The sequence below is a fragment of the Fictibacillus phosphorivorans genome (assembly GCF_001629705.1).
GTDB classification, from domain to species: domain Bacteria; phylum Bacillota; class Bacilli; order Bacillales; family Fictibacillaceae; genus Fictibacillus; species Fictibacillus phosphorivorans_A.
Genome location: NZ_CP015378.1, coordinates 295,491 through 322,119 on the forward strand (window position 1 = coordinate 295,491; position 26,629 = coordinate 322,119).

Genomic DNA, 26,629 nt, shown 5'->3' on the forward strand with positions numbered 1-26,629 from the left:
TTGGAGGGATCATGATGAGCGGATATATTTTGGAGATGAACGAGATCTCCAAATCGTTTACCGGAGTGAAAGCGCTCAGCAATGTAAATTTTAAAGTAAGAAAAGGCGAGATACACTGCTTGATCGGGGAGAACGGAGCAGGAAAATCCACGCTGATGAAAGTGCTAAGTGGTGTTTATCCTTATGGGACGTATGAAGGAGATATCGTGTTCGAAGGAAGTGTTCAGCAGTTCAATAAGATCAGTGACAGTGTGCAAACCGGCATCGTTATCATCTATCAGGAGTTAGCTCTATTTCCGGATCTCACGGTTTATGAAAATATTTTTGTAGGCAATGAAGTCAAACGAGGAAACTTAGTGGACTGGAACAAAACGATTGCTGAAGCTAAGAAAATGCTAAAGCGCGTAGGGCTTGATGTTAGTCCTGAAACACTTGTGAAGGACTTGAGTGTAGGAAAGCAGCAGTTGGTCGAAATCGCTAAAGCGTTAAGTAAAGACGTTAAGCTGCTTATTTTAGATGAACCGACCGCCGCACTGAATGAAGATGACAGTGAGAACTTGTTGAAACTTCTAGGTGAGCTGAAGAAACAGGGCATCACGAGTATTATGATCTCCCACAAATTAAAAGAAGTCATCTCTATTGCCGACCAAGCGACGGTGCTGCGTGATGGCAAAACAATCTGTACGCTCGATGGTTCTAGCGGAGAAATCTCAGAGAACATGATCATTAAAAACATGGTCGGACGGGATATTGAAGATATTTATCCGAAGAGACCCGATAAGAAGATCGGTGAAACGATACTAGAACTGAACAACTGGTCTGCTTATAGTACCGAGCTTGCTAGGCATGTTTTAAAGGATATCGATTTTCATGTAAAAAAAGGAGAAATCGTTGGGATTGCCGGACTTATGGGCTCTGGACGAACCGAGCTTGCACTGAGTATATTTGGTAATCCGAAAAATTTTAAACTAGAAGGTCAGCTTAAAGTCTTAGGAGTGGAAAAGACGTTCAAACATACGAGTGATGCAATCAAATCAGGGATCGCTTATGTAACAGAAGACCGAAAAGGTGACGGACTGTTTCTTATTCAAGATATTAAGAACAACATAACGGCTGCTAATATCAATGCTGTCGCGGATAAGGGCGTCATCAATGAGAATGAAGAGGTGAAAAGAGCCACAGAATACAAACGCTCGATGTATATTAAAGCTTCCTCTCTAGAGCAAACGGTCGGTAACTTGAGTGGAGGCAACCAGCAGAAGGTTTCGTTAGGAAAGTGGCTGTTCGTCGGACCGAAGCTATTAATATTGGATGAACCAACACGAGGTATCGATGTAGGTGCCAAGTTTGAAATCTATACGATTATGAACCAATTAATCAGCGAAGGCATGAGTATTATCATGATTTCTTCTGAACTTGGTGAAGTGCTCGGAATGAGTGACCGTGTCTATGTTATGGCTGAAGGAAGAATGAAAGGTGAGCTGCCGATTGAAGAAGCCAATCAAGAAAACATCATGCAGCTTGCAACGCAATAGGGGGTTAACACATGGGATTTATTAATGAAGCAAGAACGTTAGTGAAAGAGAATATCCGTGATTATGGGATGTATATCGCGCTGTTTGTGATTATGCTTACTTTCTCCATCATGACGGATGGGCTGTTCATGTCATCTCGTAATATTAGTAATCTATTAGACTCTACGGGTTATATCGCTGTGCTGGCAGTAGGAATGACACTCGTCATCGTTATTCGTCATATCGATCTATCTGTCGGGTTCGCAGCAGGATTTCTTGGCGCTATCGCGGCCATTCTTTTAACAAAGATGGGGTTACCTGTTTATGTAACGATTCCGGTAATCCTTGTTTTTGGAATCTTTATTGGTTTATTTAACGGTTTGTTGATCGCGAAATACGCTATTCCTTCGTTTGTAGCAACGCTTGCAGGGATGTTGATCTTCCGTGGTGCGTTATTGCAAGTAACAGAAAAAACAGGAACGATCATCATTAAAGATGACGCGTTTAACGCGATCGGCAACGGATTTATTCCATCCCTTATGATCGTAAATGGCTTGCATCTCTTATCTCTAATCCTAGGTCTTCTATCTATCTTATTTTACATTTATAGCGAGATTTCTACGCGCCGCAACAAGATCAAATATCAGTTCGATGTTGTCTCAAAAGGAATATTCACGTTCAAACTCATTTTTGTATCAGCGATCATCGCTTATGTAACTTGGATTCTAGCTGGTTATAACGGCTTTTCTTGGACCGTTGTCATCATGCTCCTTGTCGTTGTAGCATACCATTTCTTAACGACAAAAACGGTGCTTGGCCGTCACATTTATGCGGTCGGAAGTAACCCAGAAGCTGCACATCTAAGTGGGATCAACGTAAATAAGATCACGTATATGGTGTTTGGATCAATGGGTATGCTTGCCGCTCTCTCAGGGATTCTTTTTACTTCGCGTCTTCAATCCGCTACAACAACAGCAGGAACACTTTTCGAGCTTGATGCCATCGCAGCAGCCTATGTGGGTGGTGTGTCTTCAGCTGGTGGAGTTGGAAAAGTAACGGGTGCCATCATCGGTGCCATTGTTATGGCTTCGTTATCAAGCGGGATGAACCTTCTTGGTGTTGGGGTCTCCATGCAGTACATGATTAGAGGTGGCGTGTTGGTTGCCGCTGTACTCTTTGATGTAATAACGCGTAAAAAGAGAGGATAGCTTAACTCATAATTAGGTTTGCTAAAAAGTGGAGACATCATGCTCGAAGATGTCTTCACTTTTTTAACTCTAAACAACAGTTTAGTCCCTATAAATGGTAACGGAGTAAGCGTGCGTGTCACATTTCTTATGATAAAATAAGATTAGTAAATTTTCGGAAAAAGGGGATACTTCACTTGCGTAAAGCTGGCTTAATTCTTTTGGTTTTTATATGTATCTTCCTTAGTTATTTAACGTTTACAACAGCTGAAAAGGTCTTTCATTCTGATTGGAAACTGCCGGCAGCTGCTTCTCAAAAAGAAAATTCTTTTCGTATCGTTCTTATCACGCAAGAATTGGATACGCCTTTCTGGGATAAGGTTGGAAAAGGTGCGGAACAACAAGCTCAAAAAAACGGAGCGAGCCTTGAAGTATGGGGAAGTTACGGCAAGAACCAGGATGATTTTTTGAAGAAGCTCGAGATTGCCATTCAATCAAAAGTGGACGGTATTATCGTGCAAGGTCTTGATACAGATCGTTTTAAGGAACTGACGAAAGTAAAGGCAGCATTTTATGGCATTCCTATTATTACTGTTGGAAATGACGTACCGAAAGCTGAAAGCCTCCGAAAAACGTATGTTGGATCAAATCAGCACTTAGCTGGAGTGATGATTGCCAAACTCATGTTGTCTGACATGGGACAAGAGGGGCAAGTCATTTTATTAAGTGATAGCCAAAAAGAGTTCTATCAGGAAGAGCGACTTTCAGGTATTAAAGAGGTGCTTCAAAGCTTTCCGAACGTAGAAACAATTTATTCAGAAACACCTGAGGCGAGAGAGCGAGTTATTGCAAAAACAAGAGACCTTTTAAATCAGTATCCCGAGGCGGATGGATTTATTGCCGTGAACGCTAATATGGCAGGAGCAATGATTCAAGAGATTGGTAGACGCGGACAAGTAGAGCCGTATTTTATTTATTCTTTTGATGATGGATCTGAATCCATGACATTGCTTAACCAAAAAAAATTGGATGGTGTCATTGAGCAGTCACCTGAGATGATGGGGAGAAAAAGTGTAGATGTTTTGATGCAATGGCTGAAGAACGAGACCGTTCCTCTTGATGCGGATGGGTATTCTAGTGAAATTCGAATGATAAGGGCGATGGAAGAGAGATGAACAGAATACAGAAAAAAATATGGATGCTTGCATCAGTCGTTCTGATCATCATGGCCATTATTTGGATAGCGCTTACCTACTATAATCAAAAAACTCAAAATCAATACAATGACATCTTACAACGTTATTTAAGCATGAATGAAGTGACGAGTACGAGTCAAAAAGTGGTCACAGATCTTAATAACTACTTGCTTGAACCGTCAGAAAACCATATGGATAACCTTGATAAAAGCAAAGATAAACTCAACATTGCAAAATTGGAAATTAGAAAGCTAAGAAACTCAGAAAACGAATTTGCACTTACGAATTATATGAATCTTATTGATAGTTTGATCGAAACAACAGAGCGTTCTCTGATGTTCTATGCGGAATCTGACACTGAGACCTCAAACAAAGAATTCACAGAAGCAACGCGTCTTTCAAAGTACATTTCAGAAATGACACTTACCTTGATCGATACAGAGCTGAAGACTTACGACGTTTTTTATCGAGGCATTATCGATCAGTCTGCTGAATTTAAGAAACTAGGAATTTGGCTGATGCTTTTGATCACACTTTTGCTGCTCGTCATTACGTATTGGTTTAGTTTAAGCATCACAAGACCGGTACAGCAGTTAACACGTGCAGCGAACGAACTGTCTGCAGGAAAGTTTGACAAAGAAATCAAAGTTGAATCGAATGATGAAATCTCGTTTCTTGCTCAAACTTTTAACCGAATGCGCATCAATATTAATAATTTGTTTCAGGAGATACAGCAGAAGGCGCAACTGGAGCATGAACTTCAGCAAAGCAAGCTTCTATTGCAAGAGAGTCAGCTTAAGAATCTACAAAGTCAGATCAATCCACATTTCTTATTTAACACGCTGAATACGCTCTCGAAAAAGGCATATTTGGAAGGTTCAGAAGAAACGAGTGATCTACTTGTAAGTGTGGCTGGTCTTTTGAGATACAACTTAAAGTGGCTAGACAAATCCGTTACGCTTCATGATGAAGTAATGGTGAGTCAGCAATATATGAACATTCAAAAAGCAAGGTTTACGGATCGGCTGACACTGCACCTTGATATTGATCAGTCCTGTTTAGAAGTTCAGATTCCTGGCCTAACTCTGCAACCGATTATTGAGAACGCCGTGATCTATGCGGTTGAACCAAGAGAAGATGGCGGACAGATTTGGCTTCGAATAAAAGATGGCGAAAACATGGTGAAAATTGAAGTGGAAGACGACGGTCCCGGGATTTCAGAGGATATTAGGATACAGATCTTAGAAGGAGAGCGGATTGAGACGAACAGTGCTTCAACAGGTATTGGGTTTGTGAATGTCGTGAAGCGACTCCGACTTTTTTATGGTATGGAAAATTTGATGGATATTCAAAGTGATATCGGGATTGGTACGAAGGTGGTAATAAGAATTCCTAAGACGAGGGGGATTGAACAGCATGCTCAAACTCTTGATCGTTGATGACGAGCAGATTGAACGAGATGGGCTCCAAGTTATTCTGCAGAAGGCATTTCCTCAACTTGAGATCTATCAAGCGAGAAATGGGAAAATCGCTGTACAAGTTGCGGCAGAAGTAAAGCCCGACTTAGTAATGATGGATATTCAGATGCCAGGGATGAATGGACTAGAAGCAATACAGCAGATTACATCTACGAATCCTTTCATCAAGTTTGTGATGATTACAGCTTTTGATATGTTTGATTATGCTCGTCAAGCGATCAAATTAGGGGTGAAGGATTATTTATTGAAGCCGAGCCGGATAAGTGAGATTGAGGAGACAGTCGGGAAAATCTTAATGGAAATTACAGAAGAACAGAGGTCGCTTAAGGTTTTGGAAAGTACGCTACCGCTCGTTGAAACAGATGTTGTAACGCAGCTTTTGTTCGATCATGTACATGACGTTCATTTGGATATGCTCGTAGATATGCTAGACATCTCTTCCACTCATGAACCTTTTGTGATGAGTATTCTCCTCCCACAAAGCGGAGAAAACCTCTATTCGTTAATCAAAGAAAAGGTTAGAAAATCTGCGAGTGGGTGGGTTGGTGCTTTGTATGGCCGTCAGCTTCCTATTATCGTTTTTCGTAAACCAGACTGTTCGTTTCGTTCGCAAGCGATTTCTCTTGCAAAAGATATTCTCTCACTGAAAAAAGTAAGTTCTAACGATGAATGGTTCGTTGGGATCGGAAACGTCTGTGATTCTTTAGATCAAGTTCGGCAGTCTTATCAAGAATCTCTTATTGCCACGATGGATTCCTCCTTGCCTGTGAAATATCGTTTTTATCATGATGTTCCAGTGCTTGGAGGTACAGAGAACAAACTTCAATCAAAACAGCGTGAAAAACAGTTTTTAGATGAAATCAGGTTAGGCAAGTGGGATGAGGTTCTTAAAAAGATAATGGATTTAATCCAACGGTGCGAGAATGAAGGGACAGATTTACTCCAAACGCAGCAGCGTGTTCTTGAGTTGCTTTGGGTCGCTGCAAGAGTGATGAGCGAAATGGGAGTAGAAACGGAAACGCCTTTCTTTTCCTATCAATCTCAAGACTACCGTCAGCTTCGTTCTGAATCAGACCATCTATTAAAACAGATGCGGACTTCATACGGAGAACATTATGAACAGCTTGAAGCCGATACGATTCATCAGATCAAACAACATATCGTTAAACATTCGCATGAAGATATCTCACTTGAGACGTTAGGAAGAAAAGTAGGTTTGAGCCCAATCTATATTAGTAAGATGTTCAAAGAAAAGCTAGGAATCAACTATATTGATTTTCTGACAGAATGTCGAATTGAAAAGGCGAAGAAACTGATGGCAGATCCAGAAAAAAGCCTAAAAGAAATTACGTTTGAAGTCGGATATCACGAACCTAACTATTTCAGCAAAGTGTTCAAAAAAATGGTTGCGCTTTCACCGACTGAATACCGTAGGACTGTTCTTGGGAAAAAAGGATGAAGGTACGTAAAGGAGCATCTTTCATGAAAAGATTCATAAATCGTATATGCCTCGTCCTGTTATTCATTGCTTTGATATGTGCTTCAGGGTGCGACAAGAGCAGTACGAGTAAAGAGACACTTGGAAAAGCGATTCCTTCAAAAAGTGAAAAAGTGGGCAGTGGGACAATGAACGAGGAAAAGATTAAGATTGGGTTTTCCATGGATACGTTACTGGAAGAACGGTGGCTCAAGGATAAAGAGCTCTTCAAGAAAGCCGTAGAGAATCTAGGAGCAGAGGTAGAGATTCTTGCAGCAAATGGTGATGACTCTCTGCAGATTGCACAAGCTGAAACGCTCATCCATAATGAGGTCGACCTTCTAGTCGTTGTTCCTCATAACGCTGAAGCTATGGCGACGATCGTCAATAAAGCACATTCAGCAGGCATAAAGGTGATGGCATACGACCGTCTAGTCAAAAATGCAGATCTCGATATGTACGTATCTTTTGACAACGAAAAAGTAGGTGAGCTTCAAGCGCTTGCTATAACAAAGCTCGTTCCGAATGGAAAGTACGTGTATATAGGAGGAGCTGAAACAGATAACAATGCTCATCTTTTTAAAAAAGGGGTGTTCCGAGTTCTGCAACCATTAATTGACAAGGGGGTTATCACGGTCGTGTACGATCAATGGTCGAAAGACTGGACGCCAGCTAATGCCTTTAAAAATATGGAGTCAGCATTGAAAGCTAATAATAATGAAATCCATGCGGTAATTGCAGCAAACGATGCTACTGCAGGTGGTGTCATCCAAGCACTTGAAGCACAAGGGCTCTCAGGAAAGATTCCAGTCTCAGGACAGGATGCAGAGCTTGCGGGCGTGCAGAGGATCGTAAGAGGAACCCAAGTGATGACGGTGTATAAACCGATTCAGGCTTTATCAGAAAAAGCAGCAGAATTGGCAGTGAAGATGGCAAAAGGCGAAACGATAAAAGTAGAACGAAAGATAAACAACGGTAAGGTTGAGGTTCCATCTGTTTTGTTGTCACCGATCGCGGTTGATAAAGGGAATCTCGAAGAAACGATTATTAAAGATGGCTTCCATTCTAAAAGTGACGTTTATGAGAAGGTGCAATAAGACAGTCTCCGTGTTATATGGAATGATTCCATGCGACACGGGGCTTTTTTTGTTGTGTCAATCCCGTCTTGTGCCCATAACATGGTAGTAAACTTTATCTAACAAGGAGCATGTTATGTATAACAATTACTATAGAGTTACTCCGAGTGTTGTTGCGTTTGCTAAAGGAGATGTGACTGGAGATCGTGTACCAGACGATGTTTACCTAACAGGTACGAAGAGTCAGGATAGCCCGTTTATTGAGAACATTACACTTTTTGTAAAGAACGGAAGAACAGGGGTTCAGACAAGAGTCCCTCTTTCTGACAATGCCGGATACAATCCCACTTTGTTTTTGGGAGATTTTACAGGTAACGGTGTTTCAGATGTGTTGGTCAGCATCAATTCTGGAGGAAGCGGGGGATTCATGTATCATTATGTGTACTCGTTTATCGGGAACACTCCACAAGAATTGTTTAATTTTAATGCCTATAATGCTGCTTATGAATATGATGTTATTTATGAGAATAACTACAAAGTTCGAGTTGTAAGTAAACGCAATAAGAAAACGTATATCATTGATCTATCAAAACGAGACAAAGAGTATTTAAATGAAATATATGATATGAACGGAAAGCTGAAGAAACCAATTACCGGCTTTGTGAATCCATTAAGTGGTCTATATCCAATTGACTTTGATTCCGATGGAGTTTACGAACTATCTGCTTATCAAAAGATCGCAGGCTTATATAACGCAGACGTTTTAGGGTATGTGGTGAACACGCTAGGTTGGGATAATAATCGATTTGTTCTTCAGAATCAATATGTAGCAATTTCTGGGACATAAAAAAGAGATCTAGCCTCTTCAAAGGGTTAGATCTCTGTTTGTTAGGCATTCATGCTATAGATGGTCCATGATAAGTAGGTAGCAAATGAGCTCCAGAGAAGATAAGGAATAAGCAACCATCCTGAGACTTTTCTTAAACGACCGGCATAGATGACTAATAGTAAAGTCGTGACTGCAATTAACAGGGCGTCGATGCTCGCTGCGAATAAATCTTTCTGTGTAAACTGAAAATAACCGAAGGCTTGATTGAACACATAGTTGATCGCAAAAAGAATCCAAAAGCCAATGGGTTTAAAACCGTATTGATTGTAGATAAGAGTCGCTGATAGAGCGATTAAAAAGAACAAACTAGCCCAAATGATACCAATTGTTTGTCCGGATGGAGTCCATGATGGCTTGTTCAATGCATCATACCACTCACGGTCGACTGGAAATAGAAAACTGGAAACATAGAACAGAGCGAAGATGATGATAAAGACGGCAATACTAGATTTTTTCATGCGTTACCTCCATGGTTGTAGTAGGAATCGTGTAAGCAGTTGTCTATATTTCTTAGAAGTATACTGTTCCCTTTTTAAATTATTCTTAAAACCAGAAGCGTATTTTTTGCATTTGGAAACTGAGGGTATTATTATAATAGTTACTTTAAAAAAGAAAGTTATAATTAGGGCTATTTCATAGATAGTAATGTATGTGGTTGATTTCCGTTCCAGAATGCTCGCTTTCCGGGGGGCGTGCGGTGAGCCTCTTAGCACTCTGCTTTGATAAGAGTCTCACCTGGCACACTGATCCCCCAGGAGTCTCGCATCCTTGCACTCCAATCAACTTTCATAGAAGTTTTAAGGAATAATGATAAAGCACAAACGATTTAAAAACAGCCCAATAAAAATAAGAGGTGAAAGACAAACATGATGAATAAAAAATATGCACCATTGTTTGAATCTTATCGTTTTAAAAATGGAGTTGAACTTAAGAACCGTGTTGTTATGGCACCGATGACAAATTTTTCTTCAAATGATGACGGTACTGTAACTGATGAAGAAATTCGCTACTACGAGCGCCGTTCTGAAGGTGTTGGAATGGTGATCACAGCTTGTACGAATGTTACGGCTAACGGTAAAGGATTTCCGGGAGAGTTCGCTGGAGATACGGATGACATGATTCCGAGTCTTCGTCGCTTAGCTTCTGCCATAAAAGCAAAAGGCTCAAAAGCGATTCTACAAATCTTCCATGGCGGTCGCGAAGTGCCTCCTGAACTTGTTAACGGAGATGTTGTGAGTGCGAGTAACATTCCTTCTGCGGAAGGGAAACCTGTGCCGCGCGAACTAACTTCAGAAGAAGTAGCTACTATCATTCGTGCTTTTGGTGAAACTACTCGACGTGCGATTGAAGCAGGGTTTGACGGTGTTGAAATTCATGGTGCGAACGGTTATCTGATTCAGCAGTTCTTTTCTCCACACGCGAACCGCCGTGAAGATCAATGGGGCGGATCGTTAGAAAAGCGTATGGCGTTTCCGTTAGCGGTTGTAGATTCAGTGAAAAAGGCAGTAGCTGAACATGGAGATGATTCATTTATCGTAGGCTATCGTTTCTCGCCAGAAGAACCTGAAACACCAGGTATTACGATGGCTGATACGTTAGCACTTGTTGATGCGCTTAGTGCTAAGAAATTAGATTATCTTCATGTTTCAGTAATGGATTTCTGGTCTGAACCTAGAAGAGGCGTTGAAGATACACGTTCACGCATTGAGATTATTAACGAAAGAGTGGGCGACCGTGTACCCGTTATGGGAGTAGGCTCCATCTATACGGCAGATGATGCGATAAAAGCATTGGAATCAGGAGTGCCATTCATTGCTTTAGGGCGTGAACTGATTATTGATCCAGATTGGGTGCAGAAGATTGAACAAGGCAAAGAGTCTGAAATTGTAACAAAACTTGATAAAACGAAGCAAGATGAACTAGTAGTACCAGATCCGTTATGGAATGCAGTCTTGAACGCACCAGGATGGTTTCCTGGAGTTTAATAAGTAATTAGAAAAAGCAGGAGCTTCTCCTGCTTTTTTGTTTTGTCAAAGTTTACTTTCAACAAGTGTGGGAAGAGATAGAGTAGACATACGACTAGGAGGCAGTACACTCATGACAAAAACCATTTTTATAACAGGTGCAGGAAGTGGATTAGGAAAAGGTGCCGCAATTGGACTCGCTAAAAAAGGGCATTCAATCATTGCCACAACTGAAACAACGTCACAAAAAACAGCGCTTTTAGAAGAATCAAAGGATCTTGGTCTTGATATAGAGGTGTTCAAGCTTGATATTACAAATGAACGAGATCTAGAACAAATAGAAAAGTATAACTTTGATATATTTGTAGCTAATGCAGCGATCAATGAGGGTGGCCCATTAGCTGAGATTCCGATGGACCGGTTTCGTGCTTTATTTGAGGTGAACGTATTTGCTACGTTAAAATCCGTTCAGCTGGCTGCAAAAAAATTCGTCGAGAAACGAAGCGGGAAAATTATTTTTTTAAGTTCTATGGCCGGAATATCAGCAACACCGTATGTAGGGCCGTATACGGCTACAAAGCATGCGATTGAAGGAATCGCTCAAACGATGCAGGCAGAACTTCAAGAGTTTGGTGTAAAAGTCGCAACAATCAATCCAGGCGCTTATGCAACAGGCTTCAATGATCGAAGTGCAGAAGAAAAATACAAATGGTATGATCCCGAAAAGAATTTTACAAAAAAAGAAGATATGAAGAAGCAAGAAGAAAAGTTGAAGAATCAATATGATCCAGAGGACATGATCGAGAAAATGATTGAGATCATCCCGGCCGAAGAACATCTTTTCCGCACTGTTCATCCACAAGAAGTTGAAGAACAGTTAAAGAAAACGGAGAAAGAACGTTGGGAAATGAAGATATAAAGTAAATAACATTTAACAAACCCTGATGAAAAGTCAGGGTTTTTTGAGTTTTGTTTAAGAAAATACTATAGTTAGATACATATATTACGGAATAGTAGGGATGTTTAAAAATGAAAAAAATTATAGTTATCGGAGCTGGGATTTTAGGAGCTTCTACCGCTTATCATCTTAGTAAATCTGATGCAGAGGTACAAGTAATTGATAGAAAAGATAGGGGACAAGCAACAGATGCAGCAGCAGGCATCGTGTGTCCGTGGCTATCTCAGCGCCGTAACAAAGCTTGGTATCAGTTAGCAAAGGGCGGAGCGAGGTATTATCCAGAACTCATCAAGATGCTCGAGGAAGACGGTGAAACGGATACGGGTTACAAACGTGTAGGAACACTGAGTTTACATACAGATCCTGAGAAGCTTAAAAAAATGGCAGAACGCGCTTTGAAACGTAGAGAAGATGCACCGGAAATTGGTGAAATCACGATTCTTTCTCCTGAAGAAACGAAGAAACGCTTTCCGCCTTTATCAGATGAATTCGGATCGGTCTTCGTAAGTGGAGGTGCTCGTGTAAACGGAAGAGCGATGCGTGACGCTCTGTTGAATGGAGCTAAGAAAAACGGAGTGAAGATCATTCAAGGAAATGCGAGCCTGCTTTATGAAGGAAGAGAGGTTTCGGGTGTTTCTGTAAATGGTCAAACCATTCTCGCTGATCAAATCATCATAACAGCAGGGGCATGGTCGAATGAAATTTTAAAGCCACTTGGAATTAACTTTAAAGTGACTCCACAAAAAGCACAGATCATCCACTTAGAGTTGCCAAAAACGGATACAGCTGATTGGCCAGTGGTGATGCCGCCTACAAATCAGTACATTCTTAGCTTCGATGATCGTGTGGTTATAGGAGCAACACACGAAGATGAGGCAGGTTTTGATAACCGGGTAACGGCAGGCGGTATTCATGACATACTCTCAAAAGCCTTAGCTGTCGCACCTGGCCTATTAGAAGGATCACTTCTTGAGACGAGAGTAGGCTTCCGTCCGTTCACGCCAGGTTTTTTACCAGTAATCGGACCTCTACCTAATTTTAATAACATCTTGGTCGCGAACGGCCTTGGTGCGTCAGGGCTAACAAGTGGACCTTACTTAGGAGCTGAACTTGCGAAGCTTGCATTAGGAATACCTACTGAATTGGATCTAACTAGTTATGATGTAACAGGGGCAATCGAATAATCTATTAAAGACCGCATGAACAAAATGTTCAAGCGGTCTTTTTTGAGTGCAGAAATCTTAAAATGATAGGAAACAAAAACATTATATTGCATATATTGGAAATGTATAGTACATTACATGTGTAATGCACTATAGTGGTAAGTTGGAGGTGAGGTACATTTGCTGCTAAATGCCGATAGTATGAAACCGATTTATGTTCAAATTTCAGAATGGCTTGAGAACGAGATTTTGAACGAATCGATTTCAGCAGATGAAAAAATATATTCGCAATATCAACTAGCTGAAATGTTTAATGTAAATCCAGCTACTGCCGGAAAGGGCATAAATTTGCTGGCGGACGATAACGTTCTTTATAAGAAAAGGGGATTAGGGATGTTTGTTGCGGCGGATGCAAGAAAAATTATCCTCGGTAAAAGAAAAAGTTCTAAGCTACATTCACTTGTGACCGAATTAGCCCAAGAAGCTATTCAGTTGCAGGTTGAAGAAGAAGAACTTGTAACGATGATTAGGGATATGCACCAAAGAATAAAGGAGGAGCAATCATGAATGTTGTCGTTTGTAATGAACTGTCTAAACAATATGGTCGATCGAAAGCAATCCAAAATATGACCTTTCGGATAGCGGAAAACAAGATTACTGGTTTGATTGGTAGGAACGGTGCGGGAAAAACAACGTTATTAAAAATTATTGCTGGTTATCTTCATCATTCTGCGGGTGATATACAAGTATTCTCTGAAAATCCGTTTAATAATCTAAAGGTTTCGGCTAATACAATCTTCATCGATAACGAGATGAGTTTCTCGCAAGGGTTAACACTAAAAGAACTGCTTGAAACAGCAGGCAGCTTTTACCCGAATTGGAACCACGATTTAGCTTTAAAATTATTTGATTATTTTTCTTTTAATCCAAGTCAATATCACGGAAATCTCTCAAAGGGTATGAAGAGTACGTTTAATATGATGGTTGGTTTAGCGGCACGCTGCCCACTCACAATTATGGATGAACCAACAAGCGGAATGGATTCTGCAACACGTAAGGACTTTTACAGAGCGTTATTAAAAGAATACATCGCCTATCCAAGAACAATTATTCTTTCTAGCCATCTTTTAGATGAAGTAGAAGATCTGTTAGAAGAGGTACTACTCATTAAGTCTGGTGAAAAGTGTCTTCATTTACCCATAGATCAGTTAAAGGAATACGCGATTGGCGTGAGAGGAAAGACAGTTGACGTGGAAACATGGACAGAGATTATGGAACCCATTTCTATGCAAGAGATCGGCGCAAATATGTCTTACGCCGTCATAAGAAACGATCGTTCCATAAAAGAGTTAGAGGATGCTAGACAGCTGGGATTAGAAATTACACCAGTTTCTGCAGAAGATATTTGCAGTTATTTAACAAGTAAAACAAAAGGGGGAATCGATCATGTATTTAGCAGAGGTTAAGGCTTGGGACATCGTAAAGAAACAATACCGCTATAAGCTGAAATCATACTTCGGTGTTTTTACATCGTTAATCGTGATCCAGCTGCTTGCGATTCTTTTTTCTTTTAATGGAACAGGCATGGGTGGTGGCTCCTCGAATTCACTAAGCTATGAATTTTACTATTACACGAGTGATATCATTCTCGTTTTTATGATGATTTGGGCGTTTATAACAGCAATCATAATTACAACGAGAGCGTATCGTTATGACGATTTTTCTTTTGTTACGAACCGTACAATCAGCCAAGTTTCTAACATTCTATTTCTTTTATCAGCTAGTATTTTTGCAGGTATAACGGTTTATCTTTCTACTCATCTGTTCCAGATCTTAGCGTTCTATTTCAAAGATAATTATTCAATAATCGTTGATTCTTTATCGTTTACTGAATTCGTCATGGGAATAATTACTTCCATTCTTTATATTTTTCTGTTTGCTAGCGCAGGATATCTTGTTGGAATATTGATTCAACTGCATAAAGGTTTCTTGTTAATTATTCCTACTATCTTGTTTGGCGGACTACTTTTGGATGGGATGGGTGGCGATCCTAGGATTTTTGTGAATATAACTAAGTTCTTTGGAGATGAAACATCATTTATTCTATTTATTTGTAAAGTCGCTATCGTTTCGTCGATTTTGCTGCTGACTAGCTTAGGAATCTCTAACAGAATGGAGGTAAGAAAATGATTAATATTGCTTTATTGTTTGTAATTTTTGTGATTTTCGCATTTGGTATTGGAATCATAAAATCCTCAACTAGGGTAAACTTAGGAACAAGAAAAATCCGTTGGATTCTCGGGGGATATACCATTATTCTAGCGATTGCTACAGTGATTTCATTAAGCGTCCTTCCAAGCTACAAGAATGATCAAAAGGTAGCTACGGCAGCTGAAATGAACAAAATAGAAAACGCTCAAAACAGGGCAGTAAACAATTTGTATTCAGGAAATCTAGATGACCTAGATCAAGCATTCTCTGAAAAGAAAAAGTGGTCTTTTCCTTTTAATGAAAAGTCGTTAGACATTGTTTTAACAGAGGGAGAAACAGGCATCATGAGTGTTTTTGCCGAACGAAAAAACACAAATGATGGAGAGATCGAAGCCTCATACTTTGTAGGAAAATCTTATATTGATGGTGTAGATTTCACCAATGAATTGCATCCGCCAGAGCTATTATTGAACGGACAACAGCTGACCGTAAATAATCCAACTTTAGTTACAGTTAGTTTCTCAAGATTCTCACCAGGCTTTGCATACAGTCAGTTCTCTAAGGGTGGGCACTTTAGTCAAGAAAATCGCAGCTCTGTAATAGGGCGTGATTTTATCCTTTTAAAGGTACCTAACGAGATTGAGATTAAAGGTGATATCAACTGGATAAACGAATAGAGGGGAGCTTGTTATGTTGGAAAAGCAAAACACATTACTAGACGCCTATAAAAATGCAAAATACCAAGTAACCGGACACGGAAAAAGAGATGTGTCTGTCCTGTTAGATTCTCTTTCAAACCAAACAGGCCAGGAAGAAAGTGATATGTACGGCAGCGGTCACATCATTGATAGCTTTCAAGAAAAGATGGCCGCTTATTTAGGAAAAGAATCTGCTGTATTCTTCCCGAGTGGGACGATGGCTCAGCAAATCGCTATGCGTATTTGGTGTGATGAAAAAGGAATTCAAAAAGTTGCGTACCATCCCTTATGCCACTTGGAAATTCACGAAGAAGATGGTTTGAAAGAACTTCACCACATTGAACCTGTGCTGCTTAGTGACCCTAATAAAATCATTAAAATGGATGACGTAGTCAACATGAAGGAAGACGTTTCTTGTTTACTACTGGAACTTCCTCAGCGAGAGATCGGGGGGCAGCTGCCGACTTTCGAAGAATTACAGGGGATTTCTGATTACTGCAGAGAAAAAGGAATTAAACTTCATCTTGATGGAGCAAGACTGTTTGAAATTCTGCCCTTTTATGAAAAGACAGCCGCTGAAGTTTGTGCTATTTTTGATAGTGTTTATGTTTCTTTTTACAAAGGGATTGGTGGAGTCGCAGGTGCAATTTTAGCAGGGCCAAAAGACTTTGCTGAGAAATCAAAGGTTTGGAAAAGACGTCATGGCGGTGATTTGATCAGTCTTTATCCATATATCTTAAGCGCAGATTTTTATTTTGATCAGCGGGTTGGAAAAATGGAAGAGTATTATAAGGGAGCAAAGGAGTTAGCTGCGCTCTATAACGAGTGTGAAGGTGTATGCACGCTTCCGATAACTCCTGTTTCAAACATGTTTCATGTTCACATTCAGGCACCAAAACATGAAATGGAATGCATTTTGGCAGACACTTATGGTGAGAGTGGAGTTGGATTAACAGGACATCTTCGCGAGAATGGTGAGAATCGTTGTTTCTTTGAGGTAAGTCTAGGTGACAATTATCTAGAAGTACCTAATAATAATTTGAAAAAGACGTTCACAGTGCTGAATAAGAAGTTGAAGACAAGAACTTTAGTATAATTAATAGCGTTGTAATTTAGGATAGAACAGCAAAGAACTGCTAATCTTAGCAGTTCTAGCTTGTTCTGAAATTTAGTTATTCTCTGGATCTGTATCGTCGTTATAAGCACCTGGAGCTTGTTTCGCGTTGAACGTCCAATCCACTTTAAGCTTGTCTCCTTGGAACTGGTTTTGATCTTCGCCATTATCTACGAACTGGAACAATACGAACATTTTTTCTTTCTCACCTGGAGGAATACCATCCGGACGCTGTGTTGTGCCAACAAATTCATCAATTGCGGTAAGATCAGGTTGTTTTTCTTTTAGCTCTGCCAATGTTGTCTCAACAACAGGTACAGTTGCGCTGCTCGTGTTGTACATGATGGTTACCTTAATATGGTTTGCCAGATCATCCGTATTATCTGATTTTGCATCTTCAACGGAATACTTTGTATCTAGTAGTACTTGATAGATGTCTAGAGATCCCTTATTCTCAAACGTAAATTCACGGTACACTTCATCGCCAGGTTTAATATTATCAATGTTAACCACAGCGTTTGGATTGATGGAAAGATCTAACGTACCTGCAGCGAAAGTGTTTTTCGTTTCGAACGTGTCACTAAAGTAAGCGAACGTTCCTCCTCCCATTAAAGATAATCCTAGTGCAGCTGTCATAACGCCTTTGCTAATTGTCTTCGTAAACCCCATTCTTCTCAACCTCCATAGATATGTAATCTAGATTTATTAAACTCGTATGTATGGTTATATACATAGAGAGCTAACCAAAATTTATGCTTTTCCCACATCTAATTTTCTAGCTGCTTTTACGATAGAAAAAACAGCTGAACTAAATAATAAGAACCCAGGAATAAATAACAAAAGAGCAGATGCTTCCTTAGATTGAGTCACATTTAAGGCATATCCGATATATGGAACTGTAAATCCTGAGTAACTTCCAATTACATCATTTGAAGGAACCGACCACATATCAGGTCCGTCATTGTTATCCCCTTTTGTGCGATAGAAAATTTGTCCGTTTTTATATTCAACATCGATAATTCTATGAGTAATCAACTTATCATCCATTTGAAACGTGATAATATTGCCATTTTTAAAAGTGGTGGTATCGTCTGCCTGTTTAATAGAGATGATAGATCCTGTTTGAAAGATAGGCTCCATCGATCCCGATAATACCGCTTTAATTTGATAACCAAAAACGGAAGGTTCTGATCCTGAGACACGTGACGATAGGATGATAAAAGCAAGTAAGATGAGCAACACAATAAAAGAGGTGCTTGCTAGTTTAGTTGTGAATTTCAACAGTTTTTTCGTCATGTTTTGTTTCTCCTTCGTTTTGTATAAGATCATCAGTATTCTTCACCTCTACTGACTAATAGGCTCTTCAAACATTTCTTCTTCATCATCTTCTAACTTGTTAATACGAGCTTCAATAGAATGGTGTAATTGTTTAATAGATTGTAGGTCCACTGTCGTTTTTAATTTTTTGCTCAATTCGGTTGTCTCATTACAACCTTTATAGACAAATTGGTATGTCTTTGAATCTAGTTTCTTCACCTGCTGCTCATAGTTTAAGAGCTCATTATGTATGTCTTCAAAATCACGGAGTAGTGAGTAAAGTGTTTGTTCTAATCCTGTAATTTCCTCAATGGTTTGTTTTAGCTTCTGTAAACTTGCATCATCGGCAGCGTTCGGAAGGGTTTTGTATAGTGAGATTATTCTTGAATAAATGATTTTAGCCTTATCGTTAAGGCTTTCCACCGTGTCTGGAAAAACAACTGCAGCTGAAAGTTCCACCGGTTTAATTTGAGCTTGGTCTGAAAAAGCTGCTTCGGTTTGACCGGTAATTTGAGCACTACAATAAAAAGATAGAGAGCATAGCCCCAACACAATAGCTCCTCTATGAAGCTTGCCTTTCATATCAGCCCTCCTCGTCTAGTGATTTGACCCTATTATTACAGAATGTGTTCGAGATTGTTATTGGGTTAATTTATCGATAGAATATAGACATTTTTTGTCGAAAATAGCCTCCAAACGCTATTACCTCTTGAAAAACTGAGTAAAAATTAACCCAATTGACCACTTTTGAAATGTTCTTAATAATTGAAATTATTCCGGAAGCACAATTTGATGAAGAGGTGAATGGCTTGAAAAAGAAAAGACAAAAACGATTGAACAAAAAAGTGGTAATCCCAGCAGTTCTAGCATTGTCCGTAACATTTGGAGGTTTTTCATTACCTGGATCCAATGCACTTGCAAATTCTTCAACTGTTTTATTCCAAGCTCCTGAAGGGTTGAGTAAAGCAGAAATCGTTAAAGCGTATCTTCAATCACAGGTCGTTTCCGAGGTTGGAGCGAAATCAGCATCTACAATAGGTGAGCAGTTTAAAATCGTAAAAGAGTTTGCTGATAGTAGCACAAATACATACCACGTGCGAACTGTTGAGCAATACAATGGCATTCCGATCTACGGCAGTGGACAAACCGTTGCGTTGGACGCAAACAATAATGTGTATGCGTCATTTGGGAAGGTGACTCAAAAATTAAGTCGATCTATCATTTCTACAGATCCATCCATCACGAAAGAAGATGCAGAAAGAACGGTTAAAGAGCAAATAGTTGCTGAGATTGGAGAAGTTAAGCAGTATGACGGCGTTGACACAGAATTAACGATCTATCCGCATGAAGGAAGAAACTACTTAACGTACTTAGTTAAAGTTTCTACTTCTGTTCCTGCACCTGGGTTTTATCACTATTTTATAGATGCAACGACGGGTGAGATCGTTGATCATTTTAACGCGGTACATGAAGCGGATGCTCCAGTAGTCGCACCGATTACGGGAAGAGGATTGGATTTATTCGGTAAAGTTCAAAACTTTATCGCTGTAAAAGATAATGTCTCAGGAAAAAGCTATCTACACGGTGCAGCAATTGGAGGGGGCACAACGACGAACCCTAACATAGTACCGGTTCATACGTACAAAGCGAACCGCATGGGTGAAACACCTTTCATCTTACTATCCGGACTTTTTGGCTTCTCAGGTTTTGAAGTAGAGACTGGCACCTCTTTCTTTGCAGATCCGGCAGCGGTTTCAGCACATACGAACTCGGTCAAAGTAAATACGTATTACCAAAATATTCATAAAAGAAATAGTCTTGATGGAAATGGGATGCCAATTGTAAGCACCGTACACATTGGTTCTAAATGGAACAATGCAGCATGGAACGGAAAACAGATGCTCTATGGAGATGGTGACGGTATTCTGTTTAGTTCATTAGCTGGTGCGATGGATGTTGCAGGTCATGAGATGACACATGGAGTAATCTCTAAGACCGCAAACCTTACTTACCAAGGAGAGTCTGGTGCTATTAATGAATCCCTGGCTGATATCTTCGGTGCATTGTCTGAGATGCATTCACACGGATTAACAAGTCCATCTGAGTGGGAATTAGGTGAAGATATTTACACACCAAACGTACCAGGTGATGGCGGACTTCGTTCTATGAGCAATCCTAAATCCAGAAAGCTTTCTGCAGCTTATGGATTAAAGGATAATGCATACCCTGATCATTATGAAGATCGTTACCTAGGCGAGCTGGATAAGGGTGGGGTTCATATTAACAGCTCCATCAACAATAAAGCAGCTTATCTCATCTCTGAGGGAGGAGAGCATCACGGAGTTAAAGTTACGGGTATTACACGTTCAAAAACAGAGAAAATCTACTACCGTGCTTTAACGACCTATCTTGTACCTTCATCCGGATTCAAAGAAATGCGTGAGGCAGCGATTCAATCCGCTCGAGATCTTTATCCAGATCGTAATGGAGCTCCATCTGCCGAAACAAAAGCTGTAATCGCAGCATACGATGCGGTTGGAGTTACGGCTCAATAAGTCAGTATGATCCACGAGAGAGTATTCTTTCGTGGATTTTTTATGGGAAAACAGTAGGTATTAGGACTTAAAAACATGACTTTAGAAGGGAAAAAATGATTTTGAAAGAAACTTTTATCATTAAACATTTGTTCATGAGGAGAGACACATATGATTGAGGGAGAAATTATAAAATTTTATCGTAAAAGAAGAGGACTTTCTCAAGAGCAGCTGGGCAAAGATATCTGTACGACAACACATGTTAGTAAAATTGAGCGGGGGCAGACAAAGTATTCAACGGAGATTATTGCGTTATTCTCAAAACGACTAAATATCGATATACAGAAGGAGATGCAGTTCTTTCAAGATATGGAGAAGAAACTCCATCAATGGCATAACTCTATTATCATGCAAAGGATGAAAGAAGTAGAAAAGACAAAAACTGAATTAGATCAATTTCCTATTGTTCAATCCTCAAAACATGCAGCATTGTATCAGTTGGTGCTTGTTCGCTATTTTCTTTTGAAAAAAGAACCACAAAAAGCAGCAGAGGTTTTAAAGCGAATAAAAACGGAACACCTGAACCCATATGAGGACAACATGTATAAGCATGTAAAGGGAATTTATTATTTGCAGAAGTACAATAATTTTCATGTTGAGAATCGTAAGAAGGCAATCGAGCTCTTGAGTACAATTGATCGAACCTCCTATGGAAATGAAGAATACTGTTATCATTTAGCGATGGCTTATCAATGGGTTGAATCCAAAACGATGGCATATATCAATGCAAAAAAAGCAGTGGACTATTTTAAGAGAAACAACAACTTCTCTAGAGCCATACAAGCAGAATCAGTCATGTTGCTTCAAATAGAATGTGCAACACAACATGATTTTGAACAAAAAGTTAACCGTTACCTACAATTGATTCAGGATAGTGAAACGTTAAACGAAATGGGTATTATCGGAATGCTGCTACATAATTTAGGATTGGAATTCTTTAAAAGAAAAGATTATAAGAATGCCCATATCTATTACCTGAAAGCGCTAAAGATGGCTGATAAAAAAACAGCCATTTATTTAAACCGATTGTATAATTATTTGGACAATAGTATTGATGGTAAACTTCAGTCTCAAAAGCAGAATTTAAAAAGTGCAGAAGAAGGATTATCAGCAGCGAGGATGTTAAACCACCCTTTATATCTGCACTTGTTTCAACTGCACTTATTTATTATAAAGGGCGAGACAGAGCCTTATTTTAGTTACTTAGAAAATATAGCTCTGCCATTTTTTCAAGCTCACAACCAATTCAGTAGGGTTGATAAGTTTGGAAAGCAACTATATCACTTTTATGCAGATACGAAGCAGTACGAGAAGGCGATCGAAATCTCCGCACTGTTTTTATCTAGAGAATAAGATAAGTCATGCAGGATAGGTTGGATATTTAATCCCCTGTCTTTTTTTGTTCAAAAAAGTTAGAAAATTTATATTGAAAGTTATTTTTGCGTCAGTTATAATTTCATTAACGAAAGCGCTTTCGGTAAAGAGGAGATAACAATGGCTACAATCTATGATATTGCAAAAAAGACGGGTTTTTCAACGACAACTGTCTCAAAAGCACTCAATAATTACTCTGATGTGAGTGAAAAAACGAAGCAGAAAATTCTGCAAGCAGTTGAAGAAATGGGATATCTTCCTAACGCACATGCTCAATCGCTCTCAACCAAAAAGTCTTGGACGATTGGTGTGATGTTTTCTGAGTCGAATGAAGTCGGCATGAAGCATCCTTTCTTTAGTGCCATAATAGAAAGCTTTAGAAAGAATGCAGAACGAGAGGGATATGATCTAATCTTTGCTTCAAGAAATCTGCGTAATCGGGACATCAGCTATTTGGAACACTTTTCTTACCGTGCTGTTGATGGCATAGTAGTAATCTGTAGTGACCCACAAGATCCGCAAGTACAAGAGATGATAAACAGCACGATTCCTATCGTTGTTATAGATATGAACAAACAGAACTGCAGTCTTGTCTTTTCGGATAATATTGAAGGTGGAAAGCTCGCAGTAAATTACTTGCATTCACTTGGTCATACAAAGATCGCTCATATCGCTGGCGATGCTTTAACGGATGCAGGAGCAGAGAGAATTAAAGGATTTAAAAAGGCGATGGATGAGTTGAAACTGCCCATTCAAGATGGCTATCTGATCAATGGTGGATTGTTCTCCATCGATGAAGGTAGAGTAGCTATGGAAAAACTATTGATGCTAGAAGATGTACCTACAGCCGTATTTGTTGCAGGAGATCATATGGCAATCGGTGCCATTGAGGCCATAAAAGAGAAGGGCTTAAGCGTTCCTGAAGATATTTCAATCATCGGTTATGATGATATTGAAATGGCTGCATATATCACACCGAAGTTAACAACGATTAAGCAGGACACGGATTTGATCGGGTATCAAGCCGCGAAGTTGCTGATGAAACAGATTATACAAAAGAAAAAATTGATCACATCCAAGCGCATTCCAGTCGAATTAATTATTCGTGAATCATGCGCACCCAAAAAATAAAAAATTTTTTTAGTATAATTCGAAAGCGGTTTCGAATATTTATTTTGAAACAAAACGAAAGCGCTTTCGCTCTATAAACTTTAAAGAAGGAAGGGGTTTGTAAATGAAAAGGAAGTTAAGTATCTTTTTGGTAGCTATTTTGTTGGTGGGATTATTTGCAGGTTGTTCAAGTGATTCAAAGACTTCAGGTAATGGAAAAAAAGATGTTGATTTAAGAATTTGGTCGTTTACAGATGAGTTAAAGAAACCGATCAAAACATTCGAGGAAAAGAACGGTGTAAAAGTGGAATTAACGATCGTTCCGATAGCTGACTACCCGACAAAGTTAAAGCCTGTACTTGAGAGTGGTGTTGGAGCGCCTGACGTATTTACGGGTGAAATCGCATTCTTGAAACAATGGGTAGATGCAGGTTATTGGGAGAACTTATCTGAGAAACCTTATAACGCTGATGAACTTTCTGATAAGTATGTACCTTATGTATTTGACCTTGGTAAAGATAAAGATGGCGATGTACGCGCACTTTCTTGGCAAACAACGCCTGGAGGCATCTATTATAAGCGAAGCATTGCAAAAGAAGTATTAGGAACAGACGATCCAACTCAAGTTGGAGAGATGATGGGCTCGATGGATAAGGTTTTTGAAGTAGCAGAAAAGATGAAGTCAAAAGGCTATAGCATGTTTCCAGATGAAGGCGCGATCCGTTGGTTCACACAAGGAGATAATCCTCAACCTTGGGTAAACGACAAGAATGAGCTTCAGCTTACAGAAGAAAAAATGGAGTACATGGATTACTCGAAAAAGCTTCGTGATAATCAATACACAGCTCTAGCACCTGAATGGTCACCATCTTGGTTTGAAGGCATGGATAAGCCGATCAAGGTAAAAGAAGGTGGCAAGGAAAAAGAAACACAAGTATTTTCATATGTTCTTCCTACATGGGGATTACATAGCGTTCTGAAAACGAACGTTAAAGAATCTGTTGGGGACTGGGCAGTAACAAGCGGTCCTAGCCCTTATTTCTGGGGTGGAACATGGCTTGGAGTTTACAACAAGTCAGATAACAAAGAACTTGCTTATAAATTTGTAAAAATGATGACGCAGGATGATGAGTTCTTAACATCTTGGAGTAAAGAAACAGGAGATGTTCTCTCTTATCTACCAGTAACCGATTCTATTAAAGACGATTTTAGTGACAAATTCTTAGGTGGACAGAACAACTATCAATTCTTCCTAGATCAATCTACTAAGATCACACCTGGAATCGTAACAAAGTACGATCAACAGTTAGATACGCTATACGGAAATGCCGTGCAGCAATATGTAACAGGTAAGAAATCTAAAAAAGAAGCTATTAATGAGTTCTATCAAAAAGCACAAAATGCATACCCAGACATAAAAGTACCGAAAAAATAAGCTTTATGGACGGTGGCGGGAAACTTTTTCTCGCCACTGACCTATCTTTTGAAAGGGGGAGGAGAGATGAAAAATTTAAACCGTTATGGCTATTTTTTTATTGCTCCGTTTTGGCTCGTCTTCTTAGTGTTCAGTATATATCCGGTCGCCCTAACCTTTTATTATAGCTTTACCAATTATACAGGTAGTGGTGAGGCCCAATTAGTAGGTCTAGCAAACTATAAAAGACTCCTCACAGACACTTATTTTGTAGAAGCCTTCTTTAACACATGGAAGATTTGGGGTGTAAACTTCGCGCTTCAGATGGGACTTGCTCTTATCCTAGCTATGATCTTTTCAGATATGAGAGTGAAGTTAAAAGGTATCGCATTTTTTCGAGCGATCTTTTATCTGCCCAATTTAATCACCATCAGCTCGGTTGCTCTACTGTTCGGGATCTTACTAGATTGGCAGCACGGATCATTAAACATGATGTTAATGAAGCTAGGAATCATTTCAGATCCGATCAACTGGCTAAACGAGCCAACGAGTGCACAGTTATCCATCTCATTGATTCTAACGTGGATGTGGTTTGGCCACTCTTTTATCGTTGTGATGGCAGGTGTATCAGGTATATCGAAAGACTACTACGAAGCAGCATTGATCGATGGTGCAAATCGCTGGCAGACGTTTTCTAAGATTACGATTCCGCTACTAAAGCCTATCCTGCTTTATATCATGATTACCTCGCTCATTGGAGGTCTTCAATTGTTTGATCTACCGATGCTTTTAACAGATGGAATAGGATCACCAGATGGCTCATTGAATACGATGGTGCTCTATTTATACAATCAAGCCTTCAAGTATAACAACTACGGATATGCTGCAGCAGTCGCATACGGATTATTTGTTATAACGCTCATCTTCTCTGCTTTTATCTTTAAAGGGATGTATGGGAAAGAACGTAAACAACCAAGGCAGGTGTAAAGCATGATAGGAAAAACAGCCGTAGATAATAGCCTCTCGAATTCTGTTGGAAAGAAAAGTGTCATAGAAACGAAGCCGAAGCGGAAAATCAGTATACCAAAACTTCTGATCTATACCGTATTGATCGTTATGGCAATTCTGTGCTTCATTCCGTTCTTAATGATGCTTGTGAACGCTACACGTTCAAATGAAGCAATCCTCTCAGGTTTCACCTTGATTCCTGGCAGTGCGATCGTTGAAAACTATCAAACGATGATGAGCTATATCAATATTTGGGCGGGTTTTAAGAACAGCTTAATTATTTCCGTTCTCGTGACGTTATTGTCGGGTTACTTTTCAGCGTTAACAGCTTATGGATTTGCGTTCTACGTGTTTAAAGGTAAGAATGCGATGTTCGTTTTCATGTTAGTTATGATGATGGTCCCTGGCCAGTTAGGGTTAATTGGATTTTATGAACTTTGTAAAAACTTAGGGATATTAGACACGTATATTCCGTTAATCATCCCAGCTGCAGCAAGTCCTTTCGTGGTGTTCTTTTTGCGCCAGTACATTTTAACAACGCTGCATCCAAGTTTAATTGAGGCAGCACGAATCGATGGTGCAAGTGAATTTAAAATCTTTCATACGATCGCGATTCCAATCATGATGCCTGCGATCGCGACGATGTCTATCTTTACGTTTATCGGGTCTTGGAACAACTACATCATGCCGTTAGTGGTCTTATTCTCACCTGAAAAGTTCACACTTCCTGTATTGATGGGCTTCTTAAAAGGGTCACAAGTAGCTCAAAACTTGGGGTCTATGTACTTAGGAATCGCAATCTCCGTGGTACCGATCATGGTAGCTTTTCTATTTTTATCAAAATATATCGTCAACAGCATTTCAGCAGGTTCTATCAAAGAATAGAG

General features: G+C 39.6%; 25 protein-coding genes. 21 read left to right on the forward strand and 4 right to left on the reverse strand.

Annotated features, from left to right (window positions below; genetic code table 11):
• Window positions 1-14: 14 nt before the first annotated feature.
• The 7 genes from ABE65_RS01620 to ABE65_RS01650 all read left to right on the forward strand — a co-directional run bounded on the left by ABE65_RS01620 (window position 15) and on the right by ABE65_RS01650 (window position 8,775).
• Window positions 15-1,535: a sugar ABC transporter ATP-binding protein gene (locus ABE65_RS01620; RefSeq protein ID WP_066390873.1), complete on the forward strand. Its 1,521-nt coding sequence runs from the start codon at window positions 15-17 to the stop codon at window positions 1,533-1,535.
• A gap of 11 nt (window positions 1,536-1,546) precedes the next feature.
• The gene (locus ABE65_RS01625; RefSeq protein WP_066390874.1) at window positions 1,547-2,722 is read left to right on the forward strand and encodes a sugar ABC transporter permease; all 1,176 of its coding nucleotides are present in this window, start codon (window positions 1,547-1,549) and stop codon (window positions 2,720-2,722) included.
• A gap of 176 nt (window positions 2,723-2,898) precedes the next feature.
• Window positions 2,899-3,876 (forward strand): sugar ABC transporter substrate-binding protein, encoded by a 978-nt coding sequence (locus ABE65_RS01630; protein WP_066390875.1) that lies wholly within the window; start codon window positions 2,899-2,901, stop codon window positions 3,874-3,876.
• A complete protein-coding gene (locus tag ABE65_RS01635; protein WP_066390876.1) occupies window positions 3,873-5,336 on the forward strand; it encodes a sensor histidine kinase in 1,464 nt (487 codons plus the stop codon). Before ABE65_RS01630 ends, ABE65_RS01635 begins: the two co-directional genes overlap by 4 nt.
• Window positions 5,314-6,834 (forward strand): response regulator, encoded by a 1,521-nt coding sequence (locus ABE65_RS01640; protein ID WP_066390877.1) that lies wholly within the window; start codon window positions 5,314-5,316, stop codon window positions 6,832-6,834. The genes ABE65_RS01635 and ABE65_RS01640 overlap by 23 nt, the downstream gene beginning before the upstream one ends.
• The gene (gene xylF / locus ABE65_RS01645) at window positions 6,831-7,949 is read left to right on the forward strand and encodes a D-xylose ABC transporter substrate-binding protein (RefSeq protein WP_066390878.1); all 1,119 of its coding nucleotides are present in this window, start codon (window positions 6,831-6,833) and stop codon (window positions 7,947-7,949) included. The genes ABE65_RS01640 and xylF overlap by 4 nt, the downstream gene beginning before the upstream one ends.
• A gap of 115 nt (window positions 7,950-8,064) precedes the next feature.
• Window positions 8,065-8,775, forward strand: coding sequence for a spore coat protein (locus tag ABE65_RS01650; RefSeq protein ID WP_066390879.1), 711 nt, complete (start codon window positions 8,065-8,067; stop codon window positions 8,773-8,775).
• A gap of 41 nt (window positions 8,776-8,816) precedes the next feature.
• Here the strand turns inward: ABE65_RS01650 and ABE65_RS01655 are convergent, their stop codons facing one another.
• Entirely contained in the window at window positions 8,817-9,275 is a 459-nt protein-coding gene (locus ABE65_RS01655; RefSeq protein ID WP_066390880.1) for a TspO/MBR family protein, read from the reverse strand.
• A gap of 408 nt (window positions 9,276-9,683) precedes the next feature.
• On the opposite strand from ABE65_RS01655, the gene ABE65_RS01660 reads away from it, so the two are divergent.
• The 8 genes from ABE65_RS01660 (at window position 9,684) to ABE65_RS01695 (ending at window position 16,907) form a co-directional block, all read left to right on the forward strand.
• Window positions 9,684-10,802, forward strand: coding sequence for an NADH-dependent flavin oxidoreductase (locus ABE65_RS01660; RefSeq protein ID WP_082861231.1), 1,119 nt, complete (start codon window positions 9,684-9,686; stop codon window positions 10,800-10,802).
• Between the two features lie 112 nt (window positions 10,803-10,914).
• Window positions 10,915-11,700: an SDR family oxidoreductase gene (locus ABE65_RS01665; protein ID WP_066390881.1), complete on the forward strand. Its 786-nt coding sequence runs from the start codon at window positions 10,915-10,917 to the stop codon at window positions 11,698-11,700.
• A 110-nt stretch (window positions 11,701-11,810) separates the two neighbouring features.
• Entirely contained in the window at window positions 11,811-12,923 is a 1,113-nt protein-coding gene (locus ABE65_RS01670) for an NAD(P)/FAD-dependent oxidoreductase (RefSeq protein WP_066390882.1), read from the forward strand.
• 159 nt (window positions 12,924-13,082) lie between these two features.
• Entirely contained in the window at window positions 13,083-13,469 is a 387-nt protein-coding gene (locus ABE65_RS01675; protein WP_194270816.1) for a GntR family transcriptional regulator, read from the forward strand.
• Window positions 13,466-14,368, forward strand: coding sequence for an ATP-binding cassette domain-containing protein (locus ABE65_RS01680; protein ID WP_066390883.1), 903 nt, complete (start codon window positions 13,466-13,468; stop codon window positions 14,366-14,368). Before ABE65_RS01675 ends, ABE65_RS01680 begins: the two co-directional genes overlap by 4 nt.
• Window positions 14,349-15,092, forward strand: a complete 744-nt coding sequence (locus ABE65_RS01685; RefSeq protein WP_066390889.1) for a hypothetical protein — start codon at window positions 14,349-14,351, stop codon at window positions 15,090-15,092. The genes ABE65_RS01680 and ABE65_RS01685 overlap by 20 nt, the downstream gene beginning before the upstream one ends.
• On the forward strand, window positions 15,089-15,790 hold the full coding sequence (locus ABE65_RS01690; RefSeq protein ID WP_066390891.1) for a hypothetical protein: 702 nt from the start codon (window positions 15,089-15,091) through the stop codon (window positions 15,788-15,790). The genes ABE65_RS01685 and ABE65_RS01690 overlap by 4 nt, the downstream gene beginning before the upstream one ends.
• Before the next feature lie 16 nt (window positions 15,791-15,806).
• Complete coding sequence (locus ABE65_RS01695; protein ID WP_419471042.1) at window positions 15,807-16,907, forward strand: threonine aldolase family protein; 1,101 nt, start codon at window positions 15,807-15,809, stop codon at window positions 16,905-16,907.
• Between the two features lie 72 nt (window positions 16,908-16,979).
• Here the strand turns inward: ABE65_RS01695 and ABE65_RS01700 are convergent, their stop codons facing one another.
• The 3 genes from ABE65_RS01700 to ABE65_RS01710 all read right to left on the reverse strand — a co-directional run bounded on the left by ABE65_RS01700 (window position 16,980) and on the right by ABE65_RS01710 (window position 18,824).
• Entirely contained in the window at window positions 16,980-17,594 is a 615-nt protein-coding gene (locus ABE65_RS01700) for a TasA family protein (RefSeq protein WP_066390894.1), read from the reverse strand.
• Window positions 17,595-17,675: 81 nt separating this feature from the next.
• Window positions 17,676-18,221: a signal peptidase I SipW gene (gene sipW / locus ABE65_RS01705; protein WP_066399634.1), complete on the reverse strand. Its 546-nt coding sequence runs from the start codon at window positions 18,219-18,221 to the stop codon at window positions 17,676-17,678.
• 48 nt (window positions 18,222-18,269) lie between these two features.
• Complete coding sequence (locus ABE65_RS01710) at window positions 18,270-18,824, reverse strand: DUF4047 domain-containing protein (RefSeq protein ID WP_066390895.1); 555 nt, start codon at window positions 18,822-18,824, stop codon at window positions 18,270-18,272.
• A gap of 227 nt (window positions 18,825-19,051) precedes the next feature.
• Between ABE65_RS01710 and ABE65_RS01715 the strand changes: the two genes are divergently transcribed.
• The 6 genes from ABE65_RS01715 to ABE65_RS01740 all read left to right on the forward strand — a co-directional run bounded on the left by ABE65_RS01715 (window position 19,052) and on the right by ABE65_RS01740 (window position 26,627).
• Window positions 19,052-20,797 (forward strand): M4 family metallopeptidase, encoded by a 1,746-nt coding sequence (locus ABE65_RS01715; RefSeq protein ID WP_231887840.1) that lies wholly within the window; start codon window positions 19,052-19,054, stop codon window positions 20,795-20,797.
• Window positions 20,798-20,947: 150 nt separating this feature from the next.
• Window positions 20,948-22,189 (forward strand): helix-turn-helix domain-containing protein, encoded by a 1,242-nt coding sequence (locus ABE65_RS01720; RefSeq protein ID WP_066390898.1) that lies wholly within the window; start codon window positions 20,948-20,950, stop codon window positions 22,187-22,189.
• A 141-nt stretch (window positions 22,190-22,330) separates the two neighbouring features.
• Window positions 22,331-23,341: a LacI family DNA-binding transcriptional regulator gene (locus ABE65_RS01725; RefSeq protein ID WP_066390900.1), complete on the forward strand. Its 1,011-nt coding sequence runs from the start codon at window positions 22,331-22,333 to the stop codon at window positions 23,339-23,341.
• A 103-nt stretch (window positions 23,342-23,444) separates the two neighbouring features.
• Entirely contained in the window at window positions 23,445-24,755 is a 1,311-nt protein-coding gene (locus tag ABE65_RS01730) for an ABC transporter substrate-binding protein (protein ID WP_066390901.1), read from the forward strand.
• A 66-nt stretch (window positions 24,756-24,821) separates the two neighbouring features.
• The gene (locus ABE65_RS01735) at window positions 24,822-25,721 is read left to right on the forward strand and encodes a carbohydrate ABC transporter permease (protein WP_066390902.1); all 900 of its coding nucleotides are present in this window, start codon (window positions 24,822-24,824) and stop codon (window positions 25,719-25,721) included.
• 129 nt (window positions 25,722-25,850) lie between these two features.
• Window positions 25,851-26,627 (forward strand): carbohydrate ABC transporter permease, encoded by a 777-nt coding sequence (locus tag ABE65_RS01740; protein WP_066399639.1) that lies wholly within the window; start codon window positions 25,851-25,853, stop codon window positions 26,625-26,627.
• Window positions 26,628-26,629 lie beyond the last annotated feature (2 nt).

Coding starts and splice junctions, on each gene's coding strand:
- ABE65_RS01620 (WP_066390873.1), top strand. CDS start 15: ATGAGCGGATATATTTTGGAGATGAACGAGATCTCCAAATCGTTTACC.
- ABE65_RS01625 (WP_066390874.1), top strand. CDS start 1,547: ATGGGATTTATTAATGAAGCAAGAACGTTAGTGAAAGAGAATATCCGT.
- ABE65_RS01635 (WP_066390876.1), top strand. CDS start 3,873: ATGAACAGAATACAGAAAAAAATATGGATGCTTGCATCAGTCGTTCTG.
- ABE65_RS01640 (WP_066390877.1), top strand. CDS start 5,314: ATGCTCAAACTCTTGATCGTTGATGACGAGCAGATTGAACGAGATGGG.
- xylF (WP_066390878.1), top strand. CDS start 6,831: ATGAAGGTACGTAAAGGAGCATCTTTCATGAAAAGATTCATAAATCGT.
- ABE65_RS01650 (WP_066390879.1), top strand. CDS start 8,065: ATGTATAACAATTACTATAGAGTTACTCCGAGTGTTGTTGCGTTTGCT.
- ABE65_RS01655 (WP_066390880.1), bottom strand. CDS start 9,275: ATGAAAAAATCTAGTATTGCCGTCTTTATCATCATCTTCGCTCTGTTC.
- ABE65_RS01660 (WP_082861231.1), top strand. CDS start 9,684: ATGATGAATAAAAAATATGCACCATTGTTTGAATCTTATCGTTTTAAA.
- ABE65_RS01665 (WP_066390881.1), top strand. CDS start 10,915: ATGACAAAAACCATTTTTATAACAGGTGCAGGAAGTGGATTAGGAAAA.
- ABE65_RS01670 (WP_066390882.1), top strand. CDS start 11,811: ATGAAAAAAATTATAGTTATCGGAGCTGGGATTTTAGGAGCTTCTACC.
- ABE65_RS01680 (WP_066390883.1), top strand. CDS start 13,466: ATGAATGTTGTCGTTTGTAATGAACTGTCTAAACAATATGGTCGATCG.
- ABE65_RS01685 (WP_066390889.1), top strand. CDS start 14,349: ATGTATTTAGCAGAGGTTAAGGCTTGGGACATCGTAAAGAAACAATAC.
- ABE65_RS01690 (WP_066390891.1), top strand. CDS start 15,089: ATGATTAATATTGCTTTATTGTTTGTAATTTTTGTGATTTTCGCATTT.
- ABE65_RS01700 (WP_066390894.1), bottom strand. CDS start 17,594: ATGGGGTTTACGAAGACAATTAGCAAAGGCGTTATGACAGCTGCACTA.
- sipW (WP_066399634.1), bottom strand. CDS start 18,221: ATGACGAAAAAACTGTTGAAATTCACAACTAAACTAGCAAGCACCTCT.
- ABE65_RS01710 (WP_066390895.1), bottom strand. CDS start 18,824: ATGAAAGGCAAGCTTCATAGAGGAGCTATTGTGTTGGGGCTATGCTCT.
- ABE65_RS01720 (WP_066390898.1), top strand. CDS start 20,948: ATGATTGAGGGAGAAATTATAAAATTTTATCGTAAAAGAAGAGGACTT.
- ABE65_RS01725 (WP_066390900.1), top strand. CDS start 22,331: ATGGCTACAATCTATGATATTGCAAAAAAGACGGGTTTTTCAACGACA.
- ABE65_RS01730 (WP_066390901.1), top strand. CDS start 23,445: ATGAAAAGGAAGTTAAGTATCTTTTTGGTAGCTATTTTGTTGGTGGGA.
- ABE65_RS01735 (WP_066390902.1), top strand. CDS start 24,822: ATGAAAAATTTAAACCGTTATGGCTATTTTTTTATTGCTCCGTTTTGG.
- ABE65_RS01740 (WP_066399639.1), top strand. CDS start 25,851: ATGGCAATTCTGTGCTTCATTCCGTTCTTAATGATGCTTGTGAACGCT.